This is a genomic window from Stieleria marina (assembly GCA_007741555.1).
Classification (GTDB): Bacteria; Planctomycetota; Planctomycetia; order Pirellulales; family Pirellulaceae; genus K23-9.
Map to the genome: position 1 here is coordinate 6,082,703 of CP036526.1, position 22,746 is coordinate 6,105,448.

Annotated in this window: 15 protein-coding genes; 5 read left to right on the forward strand and 10 right to left on the reverse strand. The window is 54.0% G+C overall.

Translation table 11 applies throughout. The features are described from left to right. Nucleotides 1–11: 11 nt before the first annotated feature. Nucleotides 12–584 (reverse strand): SHD1 domain-containing protein, encoded by a 573-nt coding sequence (locus K239x_RS21615; protein WP_145420455.1) that lies wholly within the window; start codon nt 582–584, stop codon nt 12–14. Between the two features lie 221 nt (nt 585–805). Here K239x_RS21615 and K239x_RS21620 point away from each other — a divergent pair, with 221 nt between their 5' ends. Beyond that, entirely contained in the window at nt 806–2,629 is a 1,824-nt protein-coding gene (locus tag K239x_RS21620; protein WP_145420456.1) for a zinc metalloprotease, read from the forward strand. Between the two features lie 37 nt (nt 2,630–2,666). Then, nucleotides 2,667–3,521 carry a hypothetical protein gene (locus K239x_RS21625; RefSeq protein WP_145420457.1) on the forward strand — a complete coding sequence of 285 codons (855 nt, stop codon included), beginning with the start codon at nt 2,667–2,669 and terminating at the stop codon, nt 3,519–3,521. On the opposite strand, the gene K239x_RS21630 is transcribed toward K239x_RS21625, so the two are convergent. Together K239x_RS21630 and K239x_RS21635 are read right to left on the reverse strand one after the other, a co-directional pair. Next, a complete protein-coding gene (locus K239x_RS21630) occupies nt 3,493–4,629 on the reverse strand; it encodes a hypothetical protein (RefSeq protein ID WP_145420458.1) in 1,137 nt (378 codons plus the stop codon). The genes K239x_RS21625 and K239x_RS21630 overlap by 29 nt on opposite strands. 148 nt (nt 4,630–4,777) lie before the next feature. Continuing rightward, a complete protein-coding gene (locus K239x_RS21635) occupies nt 4,778–5,002 on the reverse strand; it encodes a hypothetical protein (RefSeq protein ID WP_145420459.1) in 225 nt (74 codons plus the stop codon). Nucleotides 5,003–5,124: 122 nt separating this feature from the next. Between K239x_RS21635 and K239x_RS21640 the strand changes: the two genes are divergently transcribed. After that, nucleotides 5,125–6,909, forward strand: a complete 1,785-nt coding sequence (locus K239x_RS21640; protein ID WP_145420460.1) for a glycosyltransferase — start codon at nt 5,125–5,127, stop codon at nt 6,907–6,909. Nucleotides 6,910–6,939: 30 nt separating this feature from the next. On the opposite strand, the gene K239x_RS21645 is transcribed toward K239x_RS21640, so the two are convergent. Further along, nucleotides 6,940–11,724: a bifunctional serine/threonine-protein kinase/formylglycine-generating enzyme family protein gene (locus K239x_RS21645; RefSeq protein ID WP_145420461.1), complete on the reverse strand. Its 4,785-nt coding sequence runs from the start codon at nt 11,722–11,724 to the stop codon at nt 6,940–6,942. A 309-nt stretch (nt 11,725–12,033) separates the two neighbouring features. Between K239x_RS21645 and K239x_RS21650 the strand changes: the two genes are divergently transcribed. Both K239x_RS21650 and K239x_RS21655 read left to right on the forward strand, forming a co-directional pair. Continuing rightward, nucleotides 12,034–12,327, forward strand: coding sequence for a hypothetical protein (locus tag K239x_RS21650; protein ID WP_145420462.1), 294 nt, complete (start codon nt 12,034–12,036; stop codon nt 12,325–12,327). A 263-nt stretch (nt 12,328–12,590) separates the two neighbouring features. Then, complete coding sequence (locus K239x_RS21655) at nt 12,591–14,864, forward strand: redoxin domain-containing protein (protein ID WP_419189256.1); 2,274 nt, start codon at nt 12,591–12,593, stop codon at nt 14,862–14,864. A 28-nt stretch (nt 14,865–14,892) separates the two neighbouring features. Here the strand turns inward: K239x_RS21655 and metX are convergent, their stop codons facing one another. The 6 genes from metX to K239x_RS21685 all read right to left on the reverse strand — a co-directional run bounded on the left by metX (nt 14,893) and on the right by K239x_RS21685 (nt 22,742). Further along, nucleotides 14,893–16,653: a homoserine O-acetyltransferase MetX gene (metX, locus tag K239x_RS21660; protein WP_145420464.1), complete on the reverse strand. Its 1,761-nt coding sequence runs from the start codon at nt 16,651–16,653 to the stop codon at nt 14,893–14,895. 11 nt (nt 16,654–16,664) lie between these two features. Next, on the reverse strand, nt 16,665–17,972 hold the full coding sequence (locus K239x_RS21665) for an O-acetylhomoserine aminocarboxypropyltransferase/cysteine synthase family protein (protein ID WP_145420465.1): 1,308 nt from the start codon (nt 17,970–17,972) through the stop codon (nt 16,665–16,667). A gap of 318 nt (nt 17,973–18,290) precedes the next feature. Then, complete coding sequence (locus K239x_RS21670) at nt 18,291–19,259, reverse strand: aldo/keto reductase (protein WP_145420466.1); 969 nt, start codon at nt 19,257–19,259, stop codon at nt 18,291–18,293. Between the two features lie 57 nt (nt 19,260–19,316). Next, nucleotides 19,317–20,276 (reverse strand): alpha/beta fold hydrolase, encoded by a 960-nt coding sequence (locus K239x_RS21675; protein ID WP_145420467.1) that lies wholly within the window; start codon nt 20,274–20,276, stop codon nt 19,317–19,319. Between the two features lie 152 nt (nt 20,277–20,428). Further along, the gene (locus tag K239x_RS21680) at nt 20,429–21,037 is read right to left on the reverse strand and encodes a phosphoesterase (RefSeq protein ID WP_145420468.1); all 609 of its coding nucleotides are present in this window, start codon (nt 21,035–21,037) and stop codon (nt 20,429–20,431) included. Between the two features lie 37 nt (nt 21,038–21,074). Further along, nucleotides 21,075–22,742 (reverse strand): transglutaminase-like domain-containing protein, encoded by a 1,668-nt coding sequence (locus tag K239x_RS21685; RefSeq protein ID WP_145420469.1) that lies wholly within the window; start codon nt 22,740–22,742, stop codon nt 21,075–21,077. Nucleotides 22,743–22,746: the final 4 nt, after the last annotated feature.

Here is a 22,746-nt window from a genome sequence, read left to right on the forward strand (position 1 = left end):
TCATTGCGATTTCAAAAATCGGCGCGTGCGCCTTTGGATTTGAAAACGGCACGCAGGTACTCTTTGTCCGCTTCGCCTAACTTGGCAATCTGAACCTCGCGCGTCGATTCATCTTCAAGTTGAAGTTTCACCATGCTTCCGCTTGCGCTGTAGAACCGTGCCTTCAACGTGAATCTACCGCTGCCGTCCTGCCAAGTCCGAAATTTCCTCAGCTCGCGAACGCCCGCCTGCTTTGATCCGAGAGCATCCTCGGGCGGCTGATTGCGATCACGACTGGGCATTTCAGCCACATCGTCGAAAAAACCAGTTGTCCACTTTTCCGGAACAGGCGATCGCGATGCGCGTTGTTCTCGGCCGCGATCTAGGGGGGCTGCTTTCGTTGATTGGTCGACGATTACTTCGCGCACCTGATTGCCTGGATCGCGGATGTAAAAATACCAATAGGCAAGTGCGACGCTGGGCAAGGCAAACATCACGACCGTCAATCCGATGTTCAGAAAACCAAAGACACAGCCTCCTATCGATGCACGGGACTTACGTTTCTTCATGGCAACGACAGGGATTTTGCGAATAGTTGGGTTCATGGCGAAGGCGGTCAATTCCACACCAGTGAACAAGTGTAGCAAACGACAAGTTAGCGTTTGCGACACGCCGAATCGCAATGGCCGTTGGCATAGCGTCTAAGATAACGGTCGCGCGAACGACCAGAACTAAAGGCAACCATCCTTATTCGCTTAGGCCATGCCACTTGATGTTTCACCGAAAACACTTAGCCGTTTTGGCATTCCTGTGGCTTTTCCCCACCTTGTCTGATCAGCTCCACGCCGATTATCTCGGAGCGCTTCGTAATGGCATCACAACCAACGAACTGGAAAAGCTCTACGCGACGTACTCATCGGAAGTCCTGGAAAGCGCGGACAAGAAAACCGAAAGAATCGAAGAGCTAGCCGGCGGATCGGACGGCACTCAGTCATTTCTGCTCGCATGTCTTTCCAATGGCTGGCCGGTTCGAGCCAGGGATATCGACCTTCGTTTTCTGCCTCCGGCCGGATCATGGGCTTTTTCCAATCAAGACTTTGGCGGCCTCGTGCGGCAATTTCCATCGGATTGCAAACACATGAACTGCGCCGACATCGCGGACTTCGATGGTTTCGATGTGAAATCGATCGCGATCGGCTCCTCTGTCACCGCTCGTCTCTTTCCCAGCCCCGATTTCGGCGGCCCCCCCATCACGGCGGATGAATCGCTGGCGGTGCTTTCCGTTCCTATGGCATCGATGAAACTACGAACAGCGCCTCGCGTGGATTACGTCTGTCTTTCTGATTACCAGTCCGATGGCACAACCGCATCCATGACGATCCACGTGAGCGGCGCCAATATCGATCGCGGAGCAGTGCTCACCGTTGATGGCTCCGACGTCAGTGGCAGTGAACTCCGGAGCCGGCTCGACAATTCCAGTTGGCTTCGGCTGGGCACCGATCTGGCTCAGGCAGGCTACAACTTGGATCCGACTTACTTTGCGTACCCGATTTACCACTACGATCGCGTGACCGCGCCGTTGTCGAACATCCGCTGCGGACAAGTCGTCAGCATCAATGTTCGCAATTTTGACGGACAACTGGCGGGAAAGCCGCTCGATTACACAATCCCTTCGCCTGACACGCTCGACAGCGACTCGGACGGACTACTGGACGTTTGGGAAACCAATGGCATCGACGGGGTGGACTTGCCAGCGATGGGGGCCAAACCGGATCGCAAAGACCTCTTCATCGAAGTCGATCAAATGGTCGTGCCGGGCCGAGTGTGGTCTGACTTTTCGGAAAGCTCGTACCCGAGCCCCGCCGTTTTCCCGCAGATCCAAGCAGAATACCGGCGTGCTCCCATCATGAATCCCGACGGGACCAGCGGGATCGAAATCCATATCGACTACGGGCAAGAGGGCTTTCTGCCGTCGGGCCAAGCCCGTGGTGGCACCGAAATCCCATGGAAACGCTACATCGGTTTTAAGAAAGCAACTGACACCTACATCAAAGATCTCTCCCAGTATTGCAACGCAACGGAAATCCGGGACGACCCGAACTACTTTGACGCAAACCGCCGTCGCATTTTTCGATACTGCATTTTTGCTGATCAACAGTGGAGTTCAAGATCAACCGGCGCAGGCAACAAGTCGTCGATCTTTTTCTTGACACTCGGAGTCTGTCGAATGCGCGCCGTCGACAACAACTACCAACGAGGTGTTTTCATGCACGAATTTGGCCACTTGCTTAGCCTGACACACGACGGCAATCAGGGCGGACGCATCAACAACAAACCGAACTTCAATAGCTTGATGAACTACCTTTACGTTTTCCAAGGAAGCGACATCGACGGAAAGATCACAGGCGCAGACCAAAACAGTTTCGCTGGCGATTTTGTCTACACGTATTCCGAAGGCATGCGAATGGACTTACAAAAGTCAAAGCTGAGCGAAGTACTCGGAGTAGCAAACCACTACCCGATCGATTGGGATGAAGACGGATCGATCGACATCGATCCCGTCGACGTGAAGCTGCACGGAGTTCCCAATGTACCGACTCTAAAAGACTGCTCTGATTGGTCGCGACTGGTGTTTCCGATCACAAAATAGGTACCCCAGCCGCGGCAATGACTTAGCGAGATCATCAATGATAAAAAAAGTAGTATTGGGTGGACTGATCCTTTCCTCAATGATCGCTGCCGCGGTGGTCGTTCTTCGGTCGCCAACGTGGAGCCCGCAAAGCGACTATTCGGCTCCGGACATCATCGAGCGGCCAGAACCTCTGCAATACAGTGCGTTCAAATTACAGGGAACGGCAAAGATTCCAGACTCGGTCCCGTTCGCGATCGCGTGCGACCTGGGCGGCGTGCTGATGACAGGAGACTTCAAAGCAATTGGCAAAGTCAAAGAGCACGATCGACAGGCGGGCGTCATTACTTTTGAAACAGAAAAACACATCCACGACGAAGCTCAGATTGGGCACTTGGCCTACCGGTTGCCCGCGGGATTGCCGATTCCGCTGCAATCTGGTGATGCGATTTCGTTGTTACACGATCACCAGGTCAACGAAAAGCGAATGGAATGGGACTTTCACATTTCGTCCAACGACAAGCTCATTTTTGCAACGTCCCATGAACACGACGACACGCCGCCGCGTTCGGCTGACACTGCCGAAGTTCTGTTCGCTGGAGCTCCGGGCGGACACTCCATTTTTTATTGGTCAGATCCTGCGGATGACGATCTCGCACAATTGTTGAAAGGGGCGCCGACAATCCATTCGCCGGTCTCGATCAAGGTTCGTAGCGACGGCGAAACGCGAACGGTCAAGCCAAATCGCAATCAGATCGTCAACGTGCAACTCAGCGAAGAACCGTATTTGTTCGGGGTCATTTCCAGCGAACATTTCCCGGGGGCACCAGACCTTAGCGATCCGACTCAACGGACTGTCTCGCACTCGACCGAATGTTTTTTGCTCAGGGAGAATCCAGTTGATCGCCAATGAATTGATTGGCGCGACGTGCATTGACTGCCCTGGCGACTTTCCAAATCGTGCTGATGATGCCGATATGCTGAACCAAGCTGGGACTGGGAAAGTAAACCGGAATTTGCTTCGCTTGCGCGAACTGCCCGATCGCCACATCGATTCGCGAAAGTCCTTCGTCTCCAGGCTTCGCACGATGCTCCCAAATCATCGGTGATTGCAGAAGCGATAAAACAGCATCCCGAGAAAAGACAAACGCGACGGCGCCCCACACCCAGTTTTCTGGAAACAAGTGCCACCCAGTCTCGCTTTGGTTGTACTCGCTACTGCAATACAGTGACGCAATGCTTGGGCCTTCGTCGAACCATAGCACGCGGTCCAGATAGTCGCGCATCGCCGACGACGGCAACAACAGTGCGTCATCCTGAATCATCAGGTAGGCATCCGCGTGCGGGTTCCGCATATACAGTTCGCCCAACGACAAAATGTAGTTGGGAAACGCTCCCGTTGCGGGAGAGCGACGACAACACTCAAGGTGCTGCAGCGACGCTGGAAGATCCACTTCGCCATCGATGAACAACACAGGATCGTCCCACCCCGCCTGAATCACTGATTCGGCACTTTTCTGGAGGGTCGGCAAGCGGCGTGGAGCCGTTGTGATGCCCACGGACCACGTCAACTTTCCATTTTTGTGCTTCGATGATTCCGCTGGCATCGGCAACTGTTGCAGAAGTTGATCGACGGAAACACCTGCAAGGTGATCGTAGGTGCGCTGCTGAATGTCCTCGCTATCGTCTTCATCTGGCGCGACAGCTGGCAGCGATCGTTCCGCCCAGGCGTTGAGCCGACTGGCCTTCTGTAAGTCGCACCCATCGACTCCCCCCAAATCAACAATCTGCTCGGACAGTTCAAACAAGAGGGATGCCACAATCGGGTTCAGATCCTCGGCGGACGGCGAAAAGGAATCGCAACAGGCCAAGCAGGCGTCACGTTCGACTACCAGAGCTGGATGTGAATCGACGCCGGCAATCTCTTGCAGTAAGCGACAATCGGCCAGCTCGCGATCGCCATCTTGCCTGGGGTCGATTCGATGGCGGCAAGATTCCGGGCTGCGTTTTTCGATTGGCATTTGGCGCAGAAACGTTTCGTACAGAACGAAAAAAGGCCAGATTACTCTGGCCTTCGATTGATCCTTTGCCGGGCAGACCGAGTCAAAAGATGACGATTAGATTTTCAATAACGCGATCAAACTTTTGCGAACTGAAACTCATGCTTGACTAAGCGACAACGCACGCCGTGGAGCGGAGTTGTCCCTTGAATTTCCCTTCCATCGCAGGCGGCTCTCCAAGCTGTGCATCACCGATCGCACAATTCTTTTTTAGCTGCCATTGGCTGCCGTCAAATTGCCAGATTGAATAACCACAACCCGATGGTCCGCTTGTGGGCGGTGGGTTGGAGCGGTTTCCGCTGGAACGTGGTGTCGTCAACGTAGCTGTCTGCATTGGGTTTCTCCGGTTGATCGGTTGATCATTTGACGTCGTTACAACGGACATCGAGGTCGGTTAGCATACTCGCCCTGTCGTAACTGCGTCAAACTTCCGACGACTTAGGTGGACGTATTGCCATGCCTGATCTTAATTGCCCCTATCGTTTCGACGTCCGTCAAAGCGACGACGGCGAGGTGGCAACTTGTGGACTGCTGCAACAGATGATGCGGCTACAAGATCGTGAAGCTTGCAGCGTTACCGCCGCAGCGTGCCAAGCGTGCGTAGAATCGCTGCCCGTTCCCGGCCGCTTTATCAACAGCGTGTTTCCATCGATTTTGAATGTCGCCTGCGAAGACTATTTGCAAATCAGCCCGGCCCCGCCAGACGAATCCAAACAACGAATTGCGAAACTACAGCGGATCACTGAACAGGCCGTCGTACTAGATTCCTGCGTAACGAATGAGCATCTGGCGACGTGTGACGTCGTACTATTTTGTACCGAAGCATCGGATCAGAACCGTGTTGCAATCCAGAGCGTGCTGGAGCAACAAGACGCGGTTGTGTACCTACACTTGGTCATCGGAGATCCCGCAGCCGAACCGTTAGCGGACGAATATCGCGACACCTGGAATGTCCAAACACATCGTTTGCGAGCTGGTCAAAACCTATTGGGGGCGATTCAGGACATTGCTCCGCAGATGCGATGCGAATTTTTCGCTCTCCAGCACCCGCAGGCTCGGTCCCTGAGCAATCGGGTCGCAAATGCAGTCAGCGAGATGCAACGCCAAGGCAGTGACATTGTCGGATCGTCGATCTACACCCCGGACGGTGAAATCGTTGCGACTAAACCGACGGAGGAATTCCAGACGTTTCTACCCTGGCCGACGTTGGTCATCCGTCGAAGCTTCTTTTTGGACCACGGAGGCTTTGCAGATCGCCGGGGCGACCAAGACATTGAATTTGTCTGTCGGGCCCAACGTCTAGACGCAAGGATTCACCTCCTGCCATTTGCAACTGTGGAAATGACTGAACGCCAGCTTCCCACACAGCTAGGTCCAGCACCGACGTATCCGACCAGCCACGATGCGCTGCGAAAATTCTCGATCGGTTATCCCATTGCGCACGTCGATTGCGATGTCGTGCTGCCCGTCTTTGGGCAATTGGAATTCGTCCAAGATGCGATCGCCAGCATCATTGATCAAGAAGACGCGACTGCCATTGTCCACCTGATCGACGACTGCGGACCCGAAGATACCCGTAACCTATTCCATTACTGGCGTTCGCATCCGCAGGTACGTCTGTATCGCAACCAACGCAACCTAGGGCAGTATTCTTCGTTCAACAACGTTTCGGAATTCTTTGAAACGGATCTGGTCGCAGTGCAGGACGGTGACGACATTAGCCTGCCGCACCGCCTAAGCGTCAGCGGCAACCTGCTGCGACTTTGCGACGCCGAGTTCTTCGCCGCGACGATGGTGCAGTTCGGCGACGAAGCGTTTGCTAACGAATTTAGCGATGAAAAACGTTATCGCCGATCGGTTTATCCGCGTGGCCACCGTGTGGGATATTTCGCGATGAATCCGACGGCCTGCTTTAGCGTATCGATGTTTAGACGTCTGGGCGGGTACACCAACTTTGGAGCGTCTGAATCGAATCGTGGCGGACTGGATTCTGAATTTATGTTGCGAGCGCATTTTTCAGGCGTCAGATTCGCGCTGTCGTCTTGCGTGGTCGCCAAGCATCGGCTTCATGATCTCGCCGCGACACGAAACAGCGAAACTGGCTTCGGCTCGATGAAACGACAATTCGCGATGGACGAGTGCCTTCGTCGCGAAAAGATCTTCCAGGCCGGACCGCCGGATCCACGCGTCTACGGTGCCATCAATCGTTACCGCGGTTTAACTCAGCGAGTCTCCGAGTAAATCACCAGGCAACAGACGTCGCGAATCAGATTACTTGCTGTTGTCCGAAACGACAGGACGCGACCGAACAACTCGCAGGCCCCAAAACGAAGCTCGGGCGGTCACATCGGCCCAGCCGATGTAATACGGCGAAATCCCGTTCATCCCCCAGTGATAACGATAGTCAGAACCACAGATTTGCCTTTGATTTCGGTCAATAGGACGCGCCGTGCTCGTCCACTCTCGCACATTCATGTAGGTGTCAAAGATGCCAAACCCGTTCGGACGCACTTGAGCGATCGGCCAACTCGCATCGCCATCGCCAATTAAATTGGCACTGTAGCCGTCCCACAGCTCCTCTTCGCCTTCCAAGGCAGTAGGCGACGCGCTGCTGCCAAAAGAGTAATCAGTCAGGCACCCGCTACTTGCCATAAAAAAGTACTCGTTCGCAGTGGCCAATCGATAACCACTCCGCAATTGGTAGTCCGCGACAAGTTCAACGGGATCATCCCCCCCCTGTTCACGCACCGGATAGCACAACTGGTCCTCGCCAAGCCCATTGGCAATCGATAACCAATTGCAATACTCAACCGCTTCTTGATAGCTGACCTGCCCAACTGCACAGTCCAACGACGAACCGCTCCAATACTTGACCTTTTCGGGATCAGTACTCCATTGGCGCAACTGCCCAAGCGTGACTTCGCCCATCGCCGCATCAATTCGATATTCATCCAAAGGATCATGCTGTGGCAACTGAATCATCGTTTGCCCTGATTGGTTGACATACCACTGCCTATCCGATTTGATCGAATGATCCGAAGGAACGATCTCGCCTTGCACCCACTGGCGATTTCCCCATGAGTCCAAGTTTAAAAACCAAAAAGCATTGGCATGAATGCTGGCTTCGGCCGACGTTCTGAACCAGCCCTTTACCGCGGTCACGACGTGGTCACGCAAATCATCGTCCAGTTCGGTTGCCTGATAGTTGCCCAACGCCTGCAGCAGTCCACAACGAACATCCACATCGGATTCGATCAACAACCGCCGTGCAATGGTACTTGGGTCAACTCCCAACCCCCGAACTCGTTGAACCAATTTGGTGCGGGCGGTCGGATTCAGAGAACGGCCAAACGTTAGTTCGGCTAACCGCATTTGAAGTGACAACAGATCGCAGTCAGCAGGAATCTTCTCAAACGCATCCTCCGGCAACAGTCGCTTCAGCTCGTCACGAATCCAATCTTCTGGCGACAGATCGGAAACCACGTCTCGTTCGGTTACTGCATCGGGTTTAAAAACCGACCAAATTGCATCGCTCGATGCTCCCAGTCGCAGCAACAGGGCCGCCGCATTTGCTTTCTCAGTCGCGGCACGCCTCCACATAGGATCTCGCATCGAGATTTCTTTCTTAACATAGCGATCCAACAACGGGCGAATTTCGTCCCGGTGCTTTTCGAACAGCTTCGCCTTAGGCGCAAGTTGCTCGACACCACCGTGCATCATATGCCTGGCAAGCGTCACTGGACGGTCAGCAAAAAGATCGGTCAGCAAGGAAAGCGAACTTTCGCGGCGTGATTCAACTTCATCAAAATCGCTGATCACGCTGGACAAACGAGTCGCAATGATCGGGGCAAGGGGTTTCGCCAGTTCCAGCAACGAGGAGTAAAACTGCATGTCGATGTTGCGAAAGAAAATCAATTCGTCAGCAAGATAATCAGCATGCCGGTGCCAGCGTTTGGCGTGTTCGAGCTCATCAAGTCGTGGCGGATCGAATTTTGCCAACGCCAGTCCCGCGTTGAACCGCTCGCTAAACGGTCGACCATCGTCATCGATGACTCGCTCCAGATCTTGATCGCCTAAGCGTTCCCAGAGCGGCTGAACTAATTGCGTGCGATACGGCTCCAGTGTATTACAAACCAGCCGCAGCGTTTCGGGGTCCGAATGCTGTAAAAACGGACGGATCTTTTCGACCTGACTGGCGTCAGAGTCCAATAGGGCGATGCTAGCAAACAAGTAGGACCGGCTATCCGGTGCGCTCTCGTCTTGGATGGCGCGAAGCCTACTTGCGGACCATCGTTCGCGACCGGCCAATTGCTCCAGCAACCGCGGAGCTTCGGCCACATTGGTGATTTTCAACTGACCGGTCAGTGATTTTGCTTTGTCCCACGCCGCGTATTGAAACAAGCCAAACACAGCCAACATCATCGCAGCAACCACGATCAAAGTACTGGTCGTATGCCGATGAGTCGCAGCCTTCATCATGCGTTGCTGCGAATCGTCCCAGCGATCATGTTTGGTGAAAACCAGAATCGTCGCCCACTCGATCCAGGTAGGCAGATGTCGCGTTTCGGGGTGCGAACGCCATACTTCGGCGCGCTGAGCGGATCGAATCTCGGCACGTCCTTTGCGTGTCCCTTGTTGCATCTGAACTTGCCACTGCCGAATCGACGGCACCAGATAGTCATGGGCCAGCTGGTAGTAAACCTGAGTCGAAACGCTTGCGGATTGTGAGCCTGACAAATTAACCGACTGATCACCTTTGCCTTCAGGATCGGTACGAGTGATCAAGTGCAGCTCAGAATCCAGAGCCCGCATCATCCCCTGAAACTGTTTGGGCTGTTCACTGTATCCAGATGCCCGCAGGAGTTCTTCTCGCGACTTCATGTGCCCCTTTAGGTTGGCTCCTGGGGCAGGCAAAAGTTCAGCCAAAGTTGCATAGACTGCGTCTTTGTGCATTCGATAATCCAGTGGCGCACTGTCCGCCACGAAATTTTCGTCCAAGAACATTACGCCAACGCCAGCCGTGCCGCCGATCTTCTTCAGCGTCGCGGTGCTCCAGGTTTTCCCTTTGACCATCTCGGCGAACAGGGCCAAACGGACGGGCGTCACTTTCCCGTTTTCGGCCAAGTCATCGATCGCATTGGAAACGAATAAATTCTGGTCACGACTGGTTTCCGAAGCACGTTCCGGCAATCGATGAAAGGCGCGGCCAAATTCTGTCAACACTCGCTTCGCATGCGACTTATCGAACAAATCGATCATGGCCATGTTTCGGTTCTGCATCAATTCGATCTCGAGATGATCCATGAACCGAGTGAATGCCAACCAAAAATCATCTCTCACCATCAGGATGCATTGCACATGCTCTCCATCGCACTGCCGCAGCGCCTTGGCCAATTCCGAGTGTTCTGGCTGATCGACTGAATAGAGCCATTGTTCAAACTGATCGATGACGATCAACACTTTCTTGCCTTCGCCCATCACGTTTCCGTGGCGCAGCGTCGCAATCGACTCACGGAGCCCGAGTTCCGTGTCCAAGTAGGGACACTGTCGCCGCAATCGATTGAGCAATCGATTTTCCGTGGCACCAACGGCCGCCTCAATTGCGACAGCGGTCACATGCGGCGAAAGAGTGGGGATCAATCCTGCTTTTACAAATGAACTCTTGCCGCAACCCGATGGTCCATAGATTAGCCCGACGCGAAACGCCTCATCAGGATCCAGTTCTTCGATGCGCCGTCGCCAAAAGAGAATCGATTCGGGCATCCCGTTTCGATTGTAGGGCCCCGGCAGAAGACCTAAGAAAAAGTGCGCGTCGTCAGGACCAAACGAACGTAGGCCCTTGGGAACAATGCCAAGAAACTGACGACTCGATCGGGACTGCTCCATTGAACCGGTCGCAACGACCGCCTGAGTGCTGGCACCGCTGAGCAAATGCAGGCCCTCGTTTTGACTCAGAAAGTGGTCCAGATCTTCCGCAAAATCAAGGGCCGTGTTGTGCCGATCCAACGCTCGCTTGGAGAGCGATTTCATGCAAATCCGTTCCAACTCAGCCGGTATGTCGCCATTGAGATCACGAAACCGCTGAACTTCATCTTCCTGGATCGCGCGAAGCACGTCGCTGGTGGTTTCGCCGCGAAACGGTCGGTGTCCGACAATCAATTCGTACAGCACGATGCCCAGTGCAAAGATGTCCGACGTTCCTTGGACCAAATGGTTTTCGCCCCGTGCTTGTTCGGGACTCATATAAGACGGCGTGCCCGCGAGGTTACTTGAACGTGCCGCGTTCTCTTCTAACAACGCTAACCCAAAATCTGCCAGATAGGGTGTCCCACGTTTGTCCAACAAGATGTTATTGGGTTTGATGTCCCGGTGGATCACGCCGTGCGTGTGCGCATAGTGAACCGCTCTTGCGACAGTGGCGATCAAGCTGACCGACTCACCAACGTTAAGAGGCTGGACCTTTATTCGTTTGTATAGGTCATTGCCGTCGATGTACCGCGACACGATGAAACAAATGCCTTGGAGCGTATGCCCGACATCATGGACAGGGACAATGTTGGGATGCTCCAATTTTGCCAACGTCCGCGCTTCGGCCAAAAATGCCTGCACGTCCAGATGGTTGCGAACTCGGTTGTTGTGCGGAACTTTGACCGTGACGTTACGCTGCAGATCGTCGTCCCAGGCCAAGTACACGCATCCAAAACCACCTTCACCAAGAGTGCTTTCCACGCGGTATCTGCCGATCATCTCCGGGACTTCGGCCTTCAATCGCCGACCATTCGAACGCTTGTGATCATGCAGTGACCGATTGGTTTGCTGAACATCTGCTTCAAACGTTTGCTGCGCAGGTCCGAGGCCCGAGAAGGTGTCATCGACCGAGAACGTCGATTCGTCGCCTGTTCGCTCGGCGCCCGTAGCAGCAACCTCGTCCGGAGCAAGTTCGGTTGGGGCACCGGTTGTCGACTCAGGATTGGAGGCAGGCTCCTTTCCCAGGTTCAAATCAGAGGGACCTTCCTGGGTCAGTTCATTGTCTGGATTTTCCGCCGGGTCATTCATATTGATCGCTCTGTTACCCGATTGCTGCCTTACGTGCCCCAAAACGTTTCGTTGTGAATAAAAAACAAACGAGCGTTAGGGAGCTAGCTTAACAGGCGCCATTAACGCACGCATGGACAGTTACATCTGTCCACCCAACGATTGGCGGAAGCAAGTGACCGTACACAGCGCCGACTCACTGAAGTCTTGTCTGACACGCGTCCGATGAATGCCGTCGCAGGCATCGTTCACTGCATTTGACCGAACGTGTCACCGGTGGCAGGTAGTTTTGGAGCTCCGATCCCTAACCCACCACTTCAAGGACACAAGATGTGTAGTGAAAACAGCGACGAACCGCGTGACTCTTCTCACCAAGAACACTCGCCAAAGAATTCGCAAGGCCAACACTTTCGCTTTCCTCAGGGCTGGGTTATCGAAGGACGACGACCGCAGGACGGATCTCCCACCGGCCGCTTCCTTCAAATTGGTACCGGGCAATGGTGTCCGCAGCAGTACGCAACGGTGTTTCCCATCCGACAAACCGCAATCGTCTACGCCAATGAATTTGGCTACTGCGTCGGGCATAATGCCTGTGTCGTTCGGTACTGCGACCATGACGGCTAATTTCACGGGGAAAAACAGACAACCTGTCAATCACGAATCACCCTCGATTCGCCGATATGCCTACAACCCGATCGACCACCAGAATCCTCCTGCGCGATGACCTGAGACCGACCGATTGATCTGCCTACCTGGCTGCGGCTGATGAGGGTTCGACTACAATTCAGAACTGAATTTCGTTACTTCGTCGAACCATTCAGTCTGTGCCTCAAATGTTCAATCGAATTTTCGCTCTCGTCTGCCTCGGGTTTTTCGCTCCTCTGGCAGTGTCCGTAGTATCCCAGGCGGCTGATCCAAGTACGGATGCCAAGGAGAACGCATCGGCTGATCCGCTGGCAGGTCACAGCTACCACGGCGAGGCATTCAACGAAGGCCCTCGCCAGAGCGCGAAACTGATCGACGGGATGGCGAAGCTAAAGTTTCCTACGTCGACGAAGTCAACCAAAGCGCAGAAGTTTGTACTGCAAGGCATCTCGCAGCTGCATGGATTCTGGTACTTGGAAGCCGAACGTTCGTTTCGGCAGGCTGCCAAAGAAGACCCCAAGCTAGCGATCGCATACTGGGGCATGGCGATGGCAAATCTAAATAACCCTCAGCGGGCACGTGGGCTGATCGACAAAGCCATGGAGCTTCGCACCAAGAATACCTCCAAACGCGAACGGCTCTACATCGAAGCTCTCGATCGCTTTACGCCTAAGTCGTCCGATGACTCCGACGACGAAGAGAAAAAAGATAAAGACGCCGAGCGAGAAGCCAAGAAGAAACGCGGGGAGCGGTACATCGCCGATCTGGAAAAGATCATCCACGCCAACCCGGATGATGACGAAGCGAAAGCGTTTCTAGTCGTTCACATGTGGCAAGCGGATCGATACGGCGTGAAGCTAACGAGCCGGTACGCAGTGAATGCATTGATGGGCGAGATCCTTGCCAATAATCCGCTGCACCCTGTGCATCACTACCGAATCCATCTCTGGGATTCGCCGCGGCCTGAAAACGCACTCAAGTCAGCGGCGATGTGTGGCCCTTCCAGCCCTGGCATTGCCCACATGTGGCATATGCCAGGCCACATCTATTCCAAATTAAAACGATACGCCGACGCAGCATGGCAGCAAGAAGCGTCGGCTCGAGTCGACCACGCCCACATGAACCGTGCTCGGCTGATGCCCGATCAAATTCACAATTTCGCTCACAACAACGAATGGCTGACGCGAAACCTGCTCTACGTCGGCCGCGTCCATGACGCTCTGGAACAGTCACGCAACTTGGTCTCCCTTCCAAGACACCCTGCCTACAACTCGCTCACCAAACGCGGCAGCTATCGATACGGTCGCCAACGATTGCTGCAAACGCTATCGCAGTATGCACTCTGGGACGAATTGATCGACGAATCTGGCGGCCACTACCTGCCACCGACCAAGGATGCTGCACAGCAAGAAGAATGGCTCGGCTGGCTCTCCGTTGCTCGGTTCATGACAGGCGACAAAAAGCAGGGAGCCAAAACACTACGGTCACTACAACGCCGACGGATCGCCTTGCAAGAACAGATGCTTGATTTGGCGGACGCAAGTTCCGAGCCTGACGAGACAACCGATGATGACGAGGAAGGAAAAGAAAAGCCTCCGACGCGAGACGAACTGAAGAAACATATCCAACAGCTTCGCCAAGTCATCGCCAGAGCAGCGGCAGCTGCTGCAACGGTTCGCAAAGATAAGTCGACGCTGGAACGCCACATGAAAACGGCCAAGCTGGACAAGGTCATCCAAGCGCAGTGGTTAGCTGATGCCGGCGATTTCCCCGGGGCAATCAAGATCGCTGAAGAAGCAGTCAATGGCGGACAATCGCAAGTTCGGCCCCTAGCCGTTTTGTCTGACTTGCTCTGGCGAAAAGGCGACAAGGAGTCGGCCAAAAAGAAATTCCAGCAACTACGCAAAATCGCCGCAGATGCTGACATCGACACGCCGATTCTGGCAAAGCTAAGTCCAATCGCCAAAGAGCTGAAGATCAAAGGAGATTGGCGTATCAAACGCAAACCTGCGGAAGATCTGGGCGATCGACCGCCACTGGATGAACTTGGCCCCTTTCGCTGGCAGCCTTACACGGCGCCGTCATGGGAAGCCCGGACAGCGAAAGACAAACGGCAGTCGAGCGAACAATTTAGCGGCCGACCAAGACTGGTGATCTTCTACCTCGGCTTTGGATGCTTACACTGCATCGAACAGCTACATGCCTTTTCGCCCAAGCTGGATGAATTCCGTGATCTTGGTATCGACGTGGTGGCGATCAGCACCGAGACACCCGAAACGCTGGCGATCGGCATTGCGGATTTTGATAAGAAGCTCTCGATCCCGCTGTTGTCGGACGGCACACAGAACACTTTCAAAGCCTTTCGATGTTGGGATGACTTTGAAAATCAACCGCTGCACGGCACATTCCTGATTGATGCACAGGATCGCGTTCGCTGGCAAGACATCAGTCACGAACCCTTCACGGATGTCGATTTCATGCTGGAAGAAGCGGAGCGGTTGCTGTCGCTACCGTAAGCTTGTCGATTCGACGTGATTCAACTGCCTAACGCGACAATACCAAAATTGCCGTGTCTGCATTTAGATTGGGATCGTCGTTTGGATCGATTCGCAAATCATCCGTCGAATCAAAGTAGATGGCTTCATCGATGCGGACATTTTTTTGCCGACACAAATCGTGCACATCAGCGATACTTGGAAAACGTCGATTGGGCGTGTTGTACCATTCAAAATTGAACTCGCCCGGCGCGCGGGGAGAACGGCCACGCTTGACGTAGTCTTCTCGCAATGCTCGGTAGGCAAAGTTGGGGAAACTGACAATCACTCGTCGACCGACTCGCAGCATTTCGTCAAATAGTTCGGCGATATTCGCGACCGCCTGCAACGTGGCACTCATGACGACCACGTCGAATTGATTGTCGATAAATGCAGGTAGACCGTTGTTCAAATCGTAGTCGATGACATCAAGACCACGCCGCGCTGCGCGAATCAGATTTGCCTGGGCGACCTCGACTCCTACCAGCCGCTGATGGCCTCGCTGCTTCAATGCAGCCAACAGATGCCCATCGCCACAGCCCAAGTCCAAGACGTTCGCGCGATCGGGAATCAACCGAATGATCGACTCTTCGACCGACGAAAGCTTAGGAGCCATGTCGTCTCGCTCTCCCAATCGGGCTCCAACAAGCGGGCCATACTGGTCGATGTCACTGCCGATCAAAAACGAATCATGTCCGGCATCCGAAGTGATCTCCGCGTAGGTAACCGATTTATTCAACGCGGTCAAAGCATTGACGATCTCGCGTGACTGCTCCGGCGTAAACAACCAATCGCTACTGAAACTTACAAGCAAAAAATCACATTCCGAATCATCAAACGTCTCCATCAACTGCAGTCGATTGTCACCCAAATCCATCAAGTCCATGGCCATCGAAAGGGTAACGTAGCTGTTGGCATCAAAACGGGTCGTGAACTTTTGACCTTGATGTGCCAAGTAGGAACCGATGCTAAAGCGTTGTTCAAAGTCCGATACAATTTCACGCGGATCATGACGGTCGCCATCAAACTTCTGCGTCATCGCCTGGCTGGACAAGTAGGTGATGTGGCCCAGCATGCGAGCGATCGCCAGCCCTGTGTCGGGTCGGTCAGCTCGGTCGTAGTATTGGCCTTCAGCAAAATGCGGATCGGTCTGAATCGCGTTTCGGGCGATGATATCAAAACCGAGTGCTTGGCTAGTGAGACGCGGTGACGACGCGATCGCGATACACGACTGAGTTGACTGTGGAAATTTGGTAGCCCACATCATGGCCTGATGACCGCCCAACGAACCACCCACCACCGCCCGCCAGCGGCGGATGCCAAGATGGTCGGCCAGTCGGCGTTGGACTTCGACCATGTCGCCAATGGTGATTCGCGGAAAACTGGCACCATACGGCCGCGGAGGATTCGATTGCGGATCAATATCGCTGGGGCCAGTCGTCCCACGACAACCACCCAACACATTCGGACAAACGACAAAAAACTGGTCCGTATCGACCGCCTTTCCAGGTCCAATCAGTTGATCCCACCACCCCGGGTCATCCAACTCGTCATGTCGTGCGACGTGAGAATCTCCCGAGATGGCATGACAAACCAAAACCGCATTGGACGCATCGTCGTTGAGTTTCCCCCAGGTCTCGTAGGCGCAAACGGCCCCCGACAACCGGCCGCCCAACTCCAATTCGATCACTTCATCAAGCGATAGTGTTTGGAGAAATTTTAGCGGCGCGGCGGTTCGTTGGTCGTCGGTGCTTTCAGTCGGATCTGACACGAAGTGCTTACTCACGCAGTGGCGACTGCGAGTGCTTGCGTCAAATCATCGATGATATCCGCCAAGTCTTCGATTCCCACTGAGACACGGATGTATTCGGCTTTTACCCCCGCCAGTTCTTGTTCCTCAGGCGAAAGTTGCTGGTGTGTGGTGCTGGCAGGGTGAATCACCAACGTTTTTGCGTCGCCGATGTTGGCTAGGTGCGAACACAGTTTGCAAGCGTTGATAAATTTCTTGCCAGCATCCATACCACCTTTGATTCCAAAACCTAGAATCGCGCCTTGCCCGTTAGGCAAGTACTCTTGGCCGCGTTGGTAGTCTTTGTGCGATTCCAACCCGGGATAATTCACCCATTCGACTGCATCGTTGGCTTCCAAGAACTGCGCGACGGCCAAAGCGTTTTCGCAGTGTCGTGGCATGCGCAAGTGCAACGTTTCGATGCCCAATAAAAACAAGAACGCAGCAAAGGGACTCATCGCCGCGCCGGTGTCACGCAGCCAGTGCGTGCGGATGTGGATCAAGTACGAGATGTTTCCCATCGGCCGCAAGTGTTCCTCGAACACGGCACCATGATAGGACGGCGACGGGGCACACAGTTCGGGCCATTTTTCAGGTTGATCCGCCCATTTGAAATTGCCGCTATCGACGATCGCGCCGCCAATGTGAACTCCGTGTCCACCTAGAAATTTAGTCGTGCTGTAGATGACAATGTCGACGCCATGATCGATCGGCTTTAAACACATGGGGGTCATCGTCGTGTTGTCGCACAGCAATGGTAGGGCGCCATGCGGTGCGGAGTGTGCTGCATCGGCGATGGCTTTGAAATCCGGCACATCGTTCTTGGGATTGCCGATACTTTCCATGTAAACCAGGCGAGTATTTTCGTCGACCAAGTCGTGGATTTGCTCCGGGTGATCCGGATCAAAAAAGCGAACTTCGATACCAAGCTGCCTGAAGGTTTGCGTGAACAGCGTCCATGTTCCGCCGTACAGCGATGTGCTGCTGACGATATTTTGACCGCTATGAGTCAGCGTCAGAATCGCCGCATTGATGGCCGCCTGTCCCGACGCAAAACACAGCCCTGTGACGCCGCCTTCCATTGCCGCCAACCGTTTTTCCAACACGTCGACCGTTGGGTTCATTAAACGGCTGTAGATGTTGCCGAATTCGGCCAAGCCAAACAGGGCGGCAGCGTGATCGGTGTCGTTAAACGTATAACTGGACGTCGCGTAGATCGGAACTGCGCGGCTATTGGTCGTCGGGTCAGGTACTTGGCCGGCGTGTAGCGCTCGTGTACCGAGGCGATGTTCGTCGCTCATGTGTGAAGTCCAAAGATGGTGGGGCCCGGAATGTTTAGAGGGCCAGAATAATACGGCAAATCACCGCGTAATGCGATGGTCTGTCCCATCACAGCCAGGGCGAATCACTTTATAAAAACAGGTAATTTGTTGTTGGCGGAATACAGTCATCCGGTCTTTGACGCACCGGAGGGTTCGCGCCGTTCAGATAACAGTTGCCCCCGTTTCAATAGCGACTTGTCCTGCCAACACACTGGAAATGGCAATTCGTTAGAGAAATCCGACAGCACCACGTTTTGTTGTGTCCAGTCAGCCCAAACCCAATCAATCGCAGCCAAATCAAACAGCAGGCCGCGAAACCGCCACACCCCGCCGCTGCAGACACGCATCGACTTGCTTCAGCGTCGCGTCATCCAAGCTTAGCTCCATCGCTTCCGCTGTCTCTTGAATCTGGTATGCCCGTTTGGCGCCACACAGGGCCGACGTGATCCCTGGCTGCGCAACGGTCCAAGCGACGACCAACTGCGCGACAGTTGCCCCCATGCCGACTGCGACTTTGCCAAGGTCGTCGATAAAATCTTGGTTGCGGCTCCACTCGTCACCCTGAAACATCGGGTACTTCGCGCGACCGTCACCGGGTTTGAAAACATGCTCGCGTGACATCTTCCCGGCCAGCAGACCTTTCATCAAAGGCCAGTAGGTGATCGCAGACGCACCGTGCTCGTCACACCATGGCAAAATGTCATGCTCGATTTCTCGCTGCAACATGTTGTAGTGAGGCTGCACCGCGCTGATGGGGCACACAGCATGAAATTCCTCCATCTGCTGCACTGTAAGATTGGAGACTCCGACACTGCGAGTCTTACCGGCATCCAACAAACTTTTGATCGCACCTGCGGACTCGCTCAGGGGCGTATTTTCGTCCGGTGCGTGCAAGTAGTACAAATCCACATAGTCGGTTCCCAAGCGAAGAAGACTTTCGTGGCACTGCGAAATCAGACGCTCTGGACTAGCGTCAAACGCGCGCTGCCCGGACTCCCAGTGCATGCCGCCTTTCGTCGCGATCACAATCGATTCTCGCTGGCTACCCAAAGCACTCGCGATCAGCCGCTCACTTTCACCATCGTTGCCATAGCCATAGGCAGTGTCAAAAAAGTTAATGCCCGATTCCACCGCCGCGCATAGAGTCTTCAAACTGTCGGCATCGTTAACGTCAACACTGGTCATCCCAGCGATTGGCCAGCACCCCATCGCGACTGACGTGATCTGAATATCCGTTTGACCAAGAGTTCGTAAATGGGAAGTCATAGAGAGCCTGGAATAACGGGAGTGGCACGCAGCCCGGCAAGGACTGCTGAGAGTCGCCTAATCGGTCGTCGCTGTCTCCGCTGATGTCGATCTCGGTACAGTCGGCAACGCTTCAGTCGGTGGGATAGTTTGTAATTCGCCGACCAAGAAATCGCAAGCTTTCGACAACGCCGTTTTGTCGGACGCGGCCTGAATGTGACCGGCGCCCTCGATGACGTAAAGCTCGGTTTTGACGCCCGCATCTTTCATTGCCAAGTGACACGCTTGGGTCCAAATCAGCGGAACGATCTTGTCCTTGGTGCCGTTAAAAAAGAATGTTGGCGGATCTTTTGCGTCGACAAAAGCGGCTGCCGAAGCGGCTTGAAATTTCTCGGGGACCGAGTCCAAATTTCCGCCCATCCAGTACTCGGCCCACCGACCTTTATCGGGGAACCAACGAAAATCCGTCGGTGCGCCGCCGGCCACGATCGCTTGGATCCGCATATCGACGTTGCCGTTCTTGTCGTTTGCAGATTCGCCGGTGGTGCCCAGCAAAGTTGCTAAATGCCCACCTGCCGAATATCCAATTGCGCCAAGTCGTTTCGGATCGACTTTGAAAACGTCCGAATTTTCGCGAATCCATTTTACAGCTGCCCGGCAATCATCGATCTGAGCGGGAAATTTGTGCTTGGGAGCCAAACGATAGTCGACCGCAAAACAACAGAAACCGCGACTCGCCAACTCGGCAGCATATTGCCGAAGTTGCTTGCGATTGCCTTCCCGCCAAGCACCGCCGTGGATGACCAACACCGCCGGAAACACGCCCGGCGTTTCAGGCAAGTAAGCATCCAAAAGCAATTCACGACCACCGACCGTGTGGTACACAATTTTTTCACGCACTTCGTGCAACACGCGCGGCGAAAGGTCCATCGCCGATTCCTCTGCGTGCGCGGTCGATTCATCCCATCCCGCCAGTGAAGCGACGCAACCCATCAATACAAAAGCACGCACCAACATATCCATCGTTTCCTTATTCAATCCCCACCAATCAAATCTCAAACCAATGCGATTTGCTTCAACGTGGACATTCTAGGGCAGTAGGAAGTGAAGCAGTCAACGAACCGGATCACAAGCTGAGAATATTGGCTGGCATTAATGGCAGCGGACGAAACGGAACAGCGCGTTCGCGCCTAATACAATGCTGCGATCGCCAGTTGACTCCAAGTTTCCAACTGCTCTTTATCACGCTTGAGATCGGCGACGGACACGAATCCTCCTTCGGCCAGATCGGATTCATTGCTCTCGACGTGCGGGCTTTCCAAAACGAAACGATGCACGACACCCAAGTGAACTTTCCCGACTTCGTTGGAGGGATCGTAGATCAGGCCTTCGCGTGTTTCGGTGTAGCCGCTATCCAGCTTGATTTCTTCGTCCAGCTCACGGTGCATTCCAACGGTGTAGGGATCGCCGCCGTCTACCGCGTCTTCCTGACTGATGTGCCCACCAATTCCCACGCTGCGTTTTGCGTGCAAGCGTTTTTCGCCCGAACCACCTCCACGCGTGTAAGCAAACAGCATCACTTCGCCACTCTCGTTGGTCCACTCCAGCAGGACGTACGGGATCAACTGCTTGTAGCTCGGATCGGTCTCCATCGGACCGCGCGGTTGAAATGAAAGCTGATCGCTGGCAAGGATCGGACGAAGGAAACGATCAACGTTTTTCTCGAATCCCTCGACATGACCAATCTCCGAAATCACGGTTTCGGGAATCACAAGGATGTGTTCTTCAGTGGCAGACAAGTCAGTTTCTTTCTTTCTTTAGATCGTGGACGAATTTTCAGGGGAATTGTAACAGCATCTGGCGTTCTGGTTTCGCGTTGATCGGCTCAAAGTTAACGTAGTTGTTGCGCACTCGTTTTCCACCGCGATATTGTCGCCGGATGTAGTACGTCAAACCTAAATGCTCCGGATCGATGCCACCCCGGCTCAGTGTGATGATGTAACCAGGCGTGCCAAAGAGGAATTCAAAATCTCGCCGATTTTCTTCCGCATCGTCAAATTTAGTGAGATCAACTGGAATCCAACCGAGGCTGGGAAAATAGACCTCATTCCAGCGATGAAACAATGGGCTTTGGTGCTTGGCAGCGTAGTCGGCAAACTGAATCCCGCCCATCAAGCGTGTTGGAATTCCATTAAGCCGACAGAGGCTGGCGAAGATGAACGAGTACTCCGAACACGATCCTGTCCCACGAACCAAAGAGGTATGAGCATCGTCCCAGGTGTCGTCCATTGCATAGCGAAATCGACTGGTGATGTACCACGCGATGTTTGTAATCATCGTTCGGACGTCTTTGGGCTGCGAGCCATCTCGTCCGACTCGCGCTTCGCTTGCCGCTTGCACCATTTCGGATTCCGTCATTTGGTAAATCGGCTCGGCAGCCAAATACGTCGCCGTGATTTCATCGGGAATACGCGCGAGTGATTGCAGCGGCGATTTCGGCGGATCGTATTGAATGGCACGCGCGTAGACATCGACTTGGTAGGTAAGCTGGTGGCGATCAGCCGCTTCAAGTGACAAGCCGCGAAATTTTGCAATCTTTTGGCCAAACCGATCTTCGACAATTTCCTGCGGCTCCAAAGACCACTCTAGTTCGCCGACGACTTGTGAAGGCGTTCTCATCGGCACCGAAACATCAAAGTCCATCAGCATCGTTTTGTCCGATGAAACGTTTGCACTTTCTTGAACGAAGGTCATCCGAATCGGTTGCATCCACGATGAAACCAAATGAGCTTCGGCACGCCACGCCAATGGACGAAGCCTCTGAAAATCAGCTTCATGGACGTAGAGCTGACCACCAACAAAACAAATGCCACCGCTGCCGCTCGAAATCCCAGGCCCAACTTGGAGTTTCAGCTTCGTCGACGCCGACCGCATATCGAATTGATGAACACATCGATCACCAAGATCCAACACGAACAGACGACCTCCCAAGACTGCTAGGTCGGCACCGCGGATGCCGTCATAGGCAACTCGCATGAGCACTTCGCCCGTGCGAGCGTTGACTTTCAAGATGGAAGGCGATGGCCCATCGTCAAACAAGTAGATGTCCGTTCGGTCCACCGCGATGCTTCGCAAATTCGAACACCCTTGGATCAAAGTCTTTTTGACGGAGTTGCCCGCATACTGCAAAATTCGATCGCGCGAACAGTAGACAGCTGACTGTCCAATGATCGCGACATCCGAAACAGCCCAACCATCGAGCGATTCGACGGCTCGCATCTTGCCTTCGCGATTGCTGACAAACAGAGTGCGTCGCGGGTGATCAAATACAGCCAAACCGCCTGCGTGCTCGCAGAACCCGCGTGCTCCTTGGATCGGGATCGAATACGTCGTCTCGTTGCGTGGAGCAGGACGCGCCGCGTCGGCATACGTACCAAGCCAGCAACCAAAGAGGAGTGCGGCGCAAATCGCGGTCATTTCTGTTGAGGGGCGAAATCGGAGCATGGCA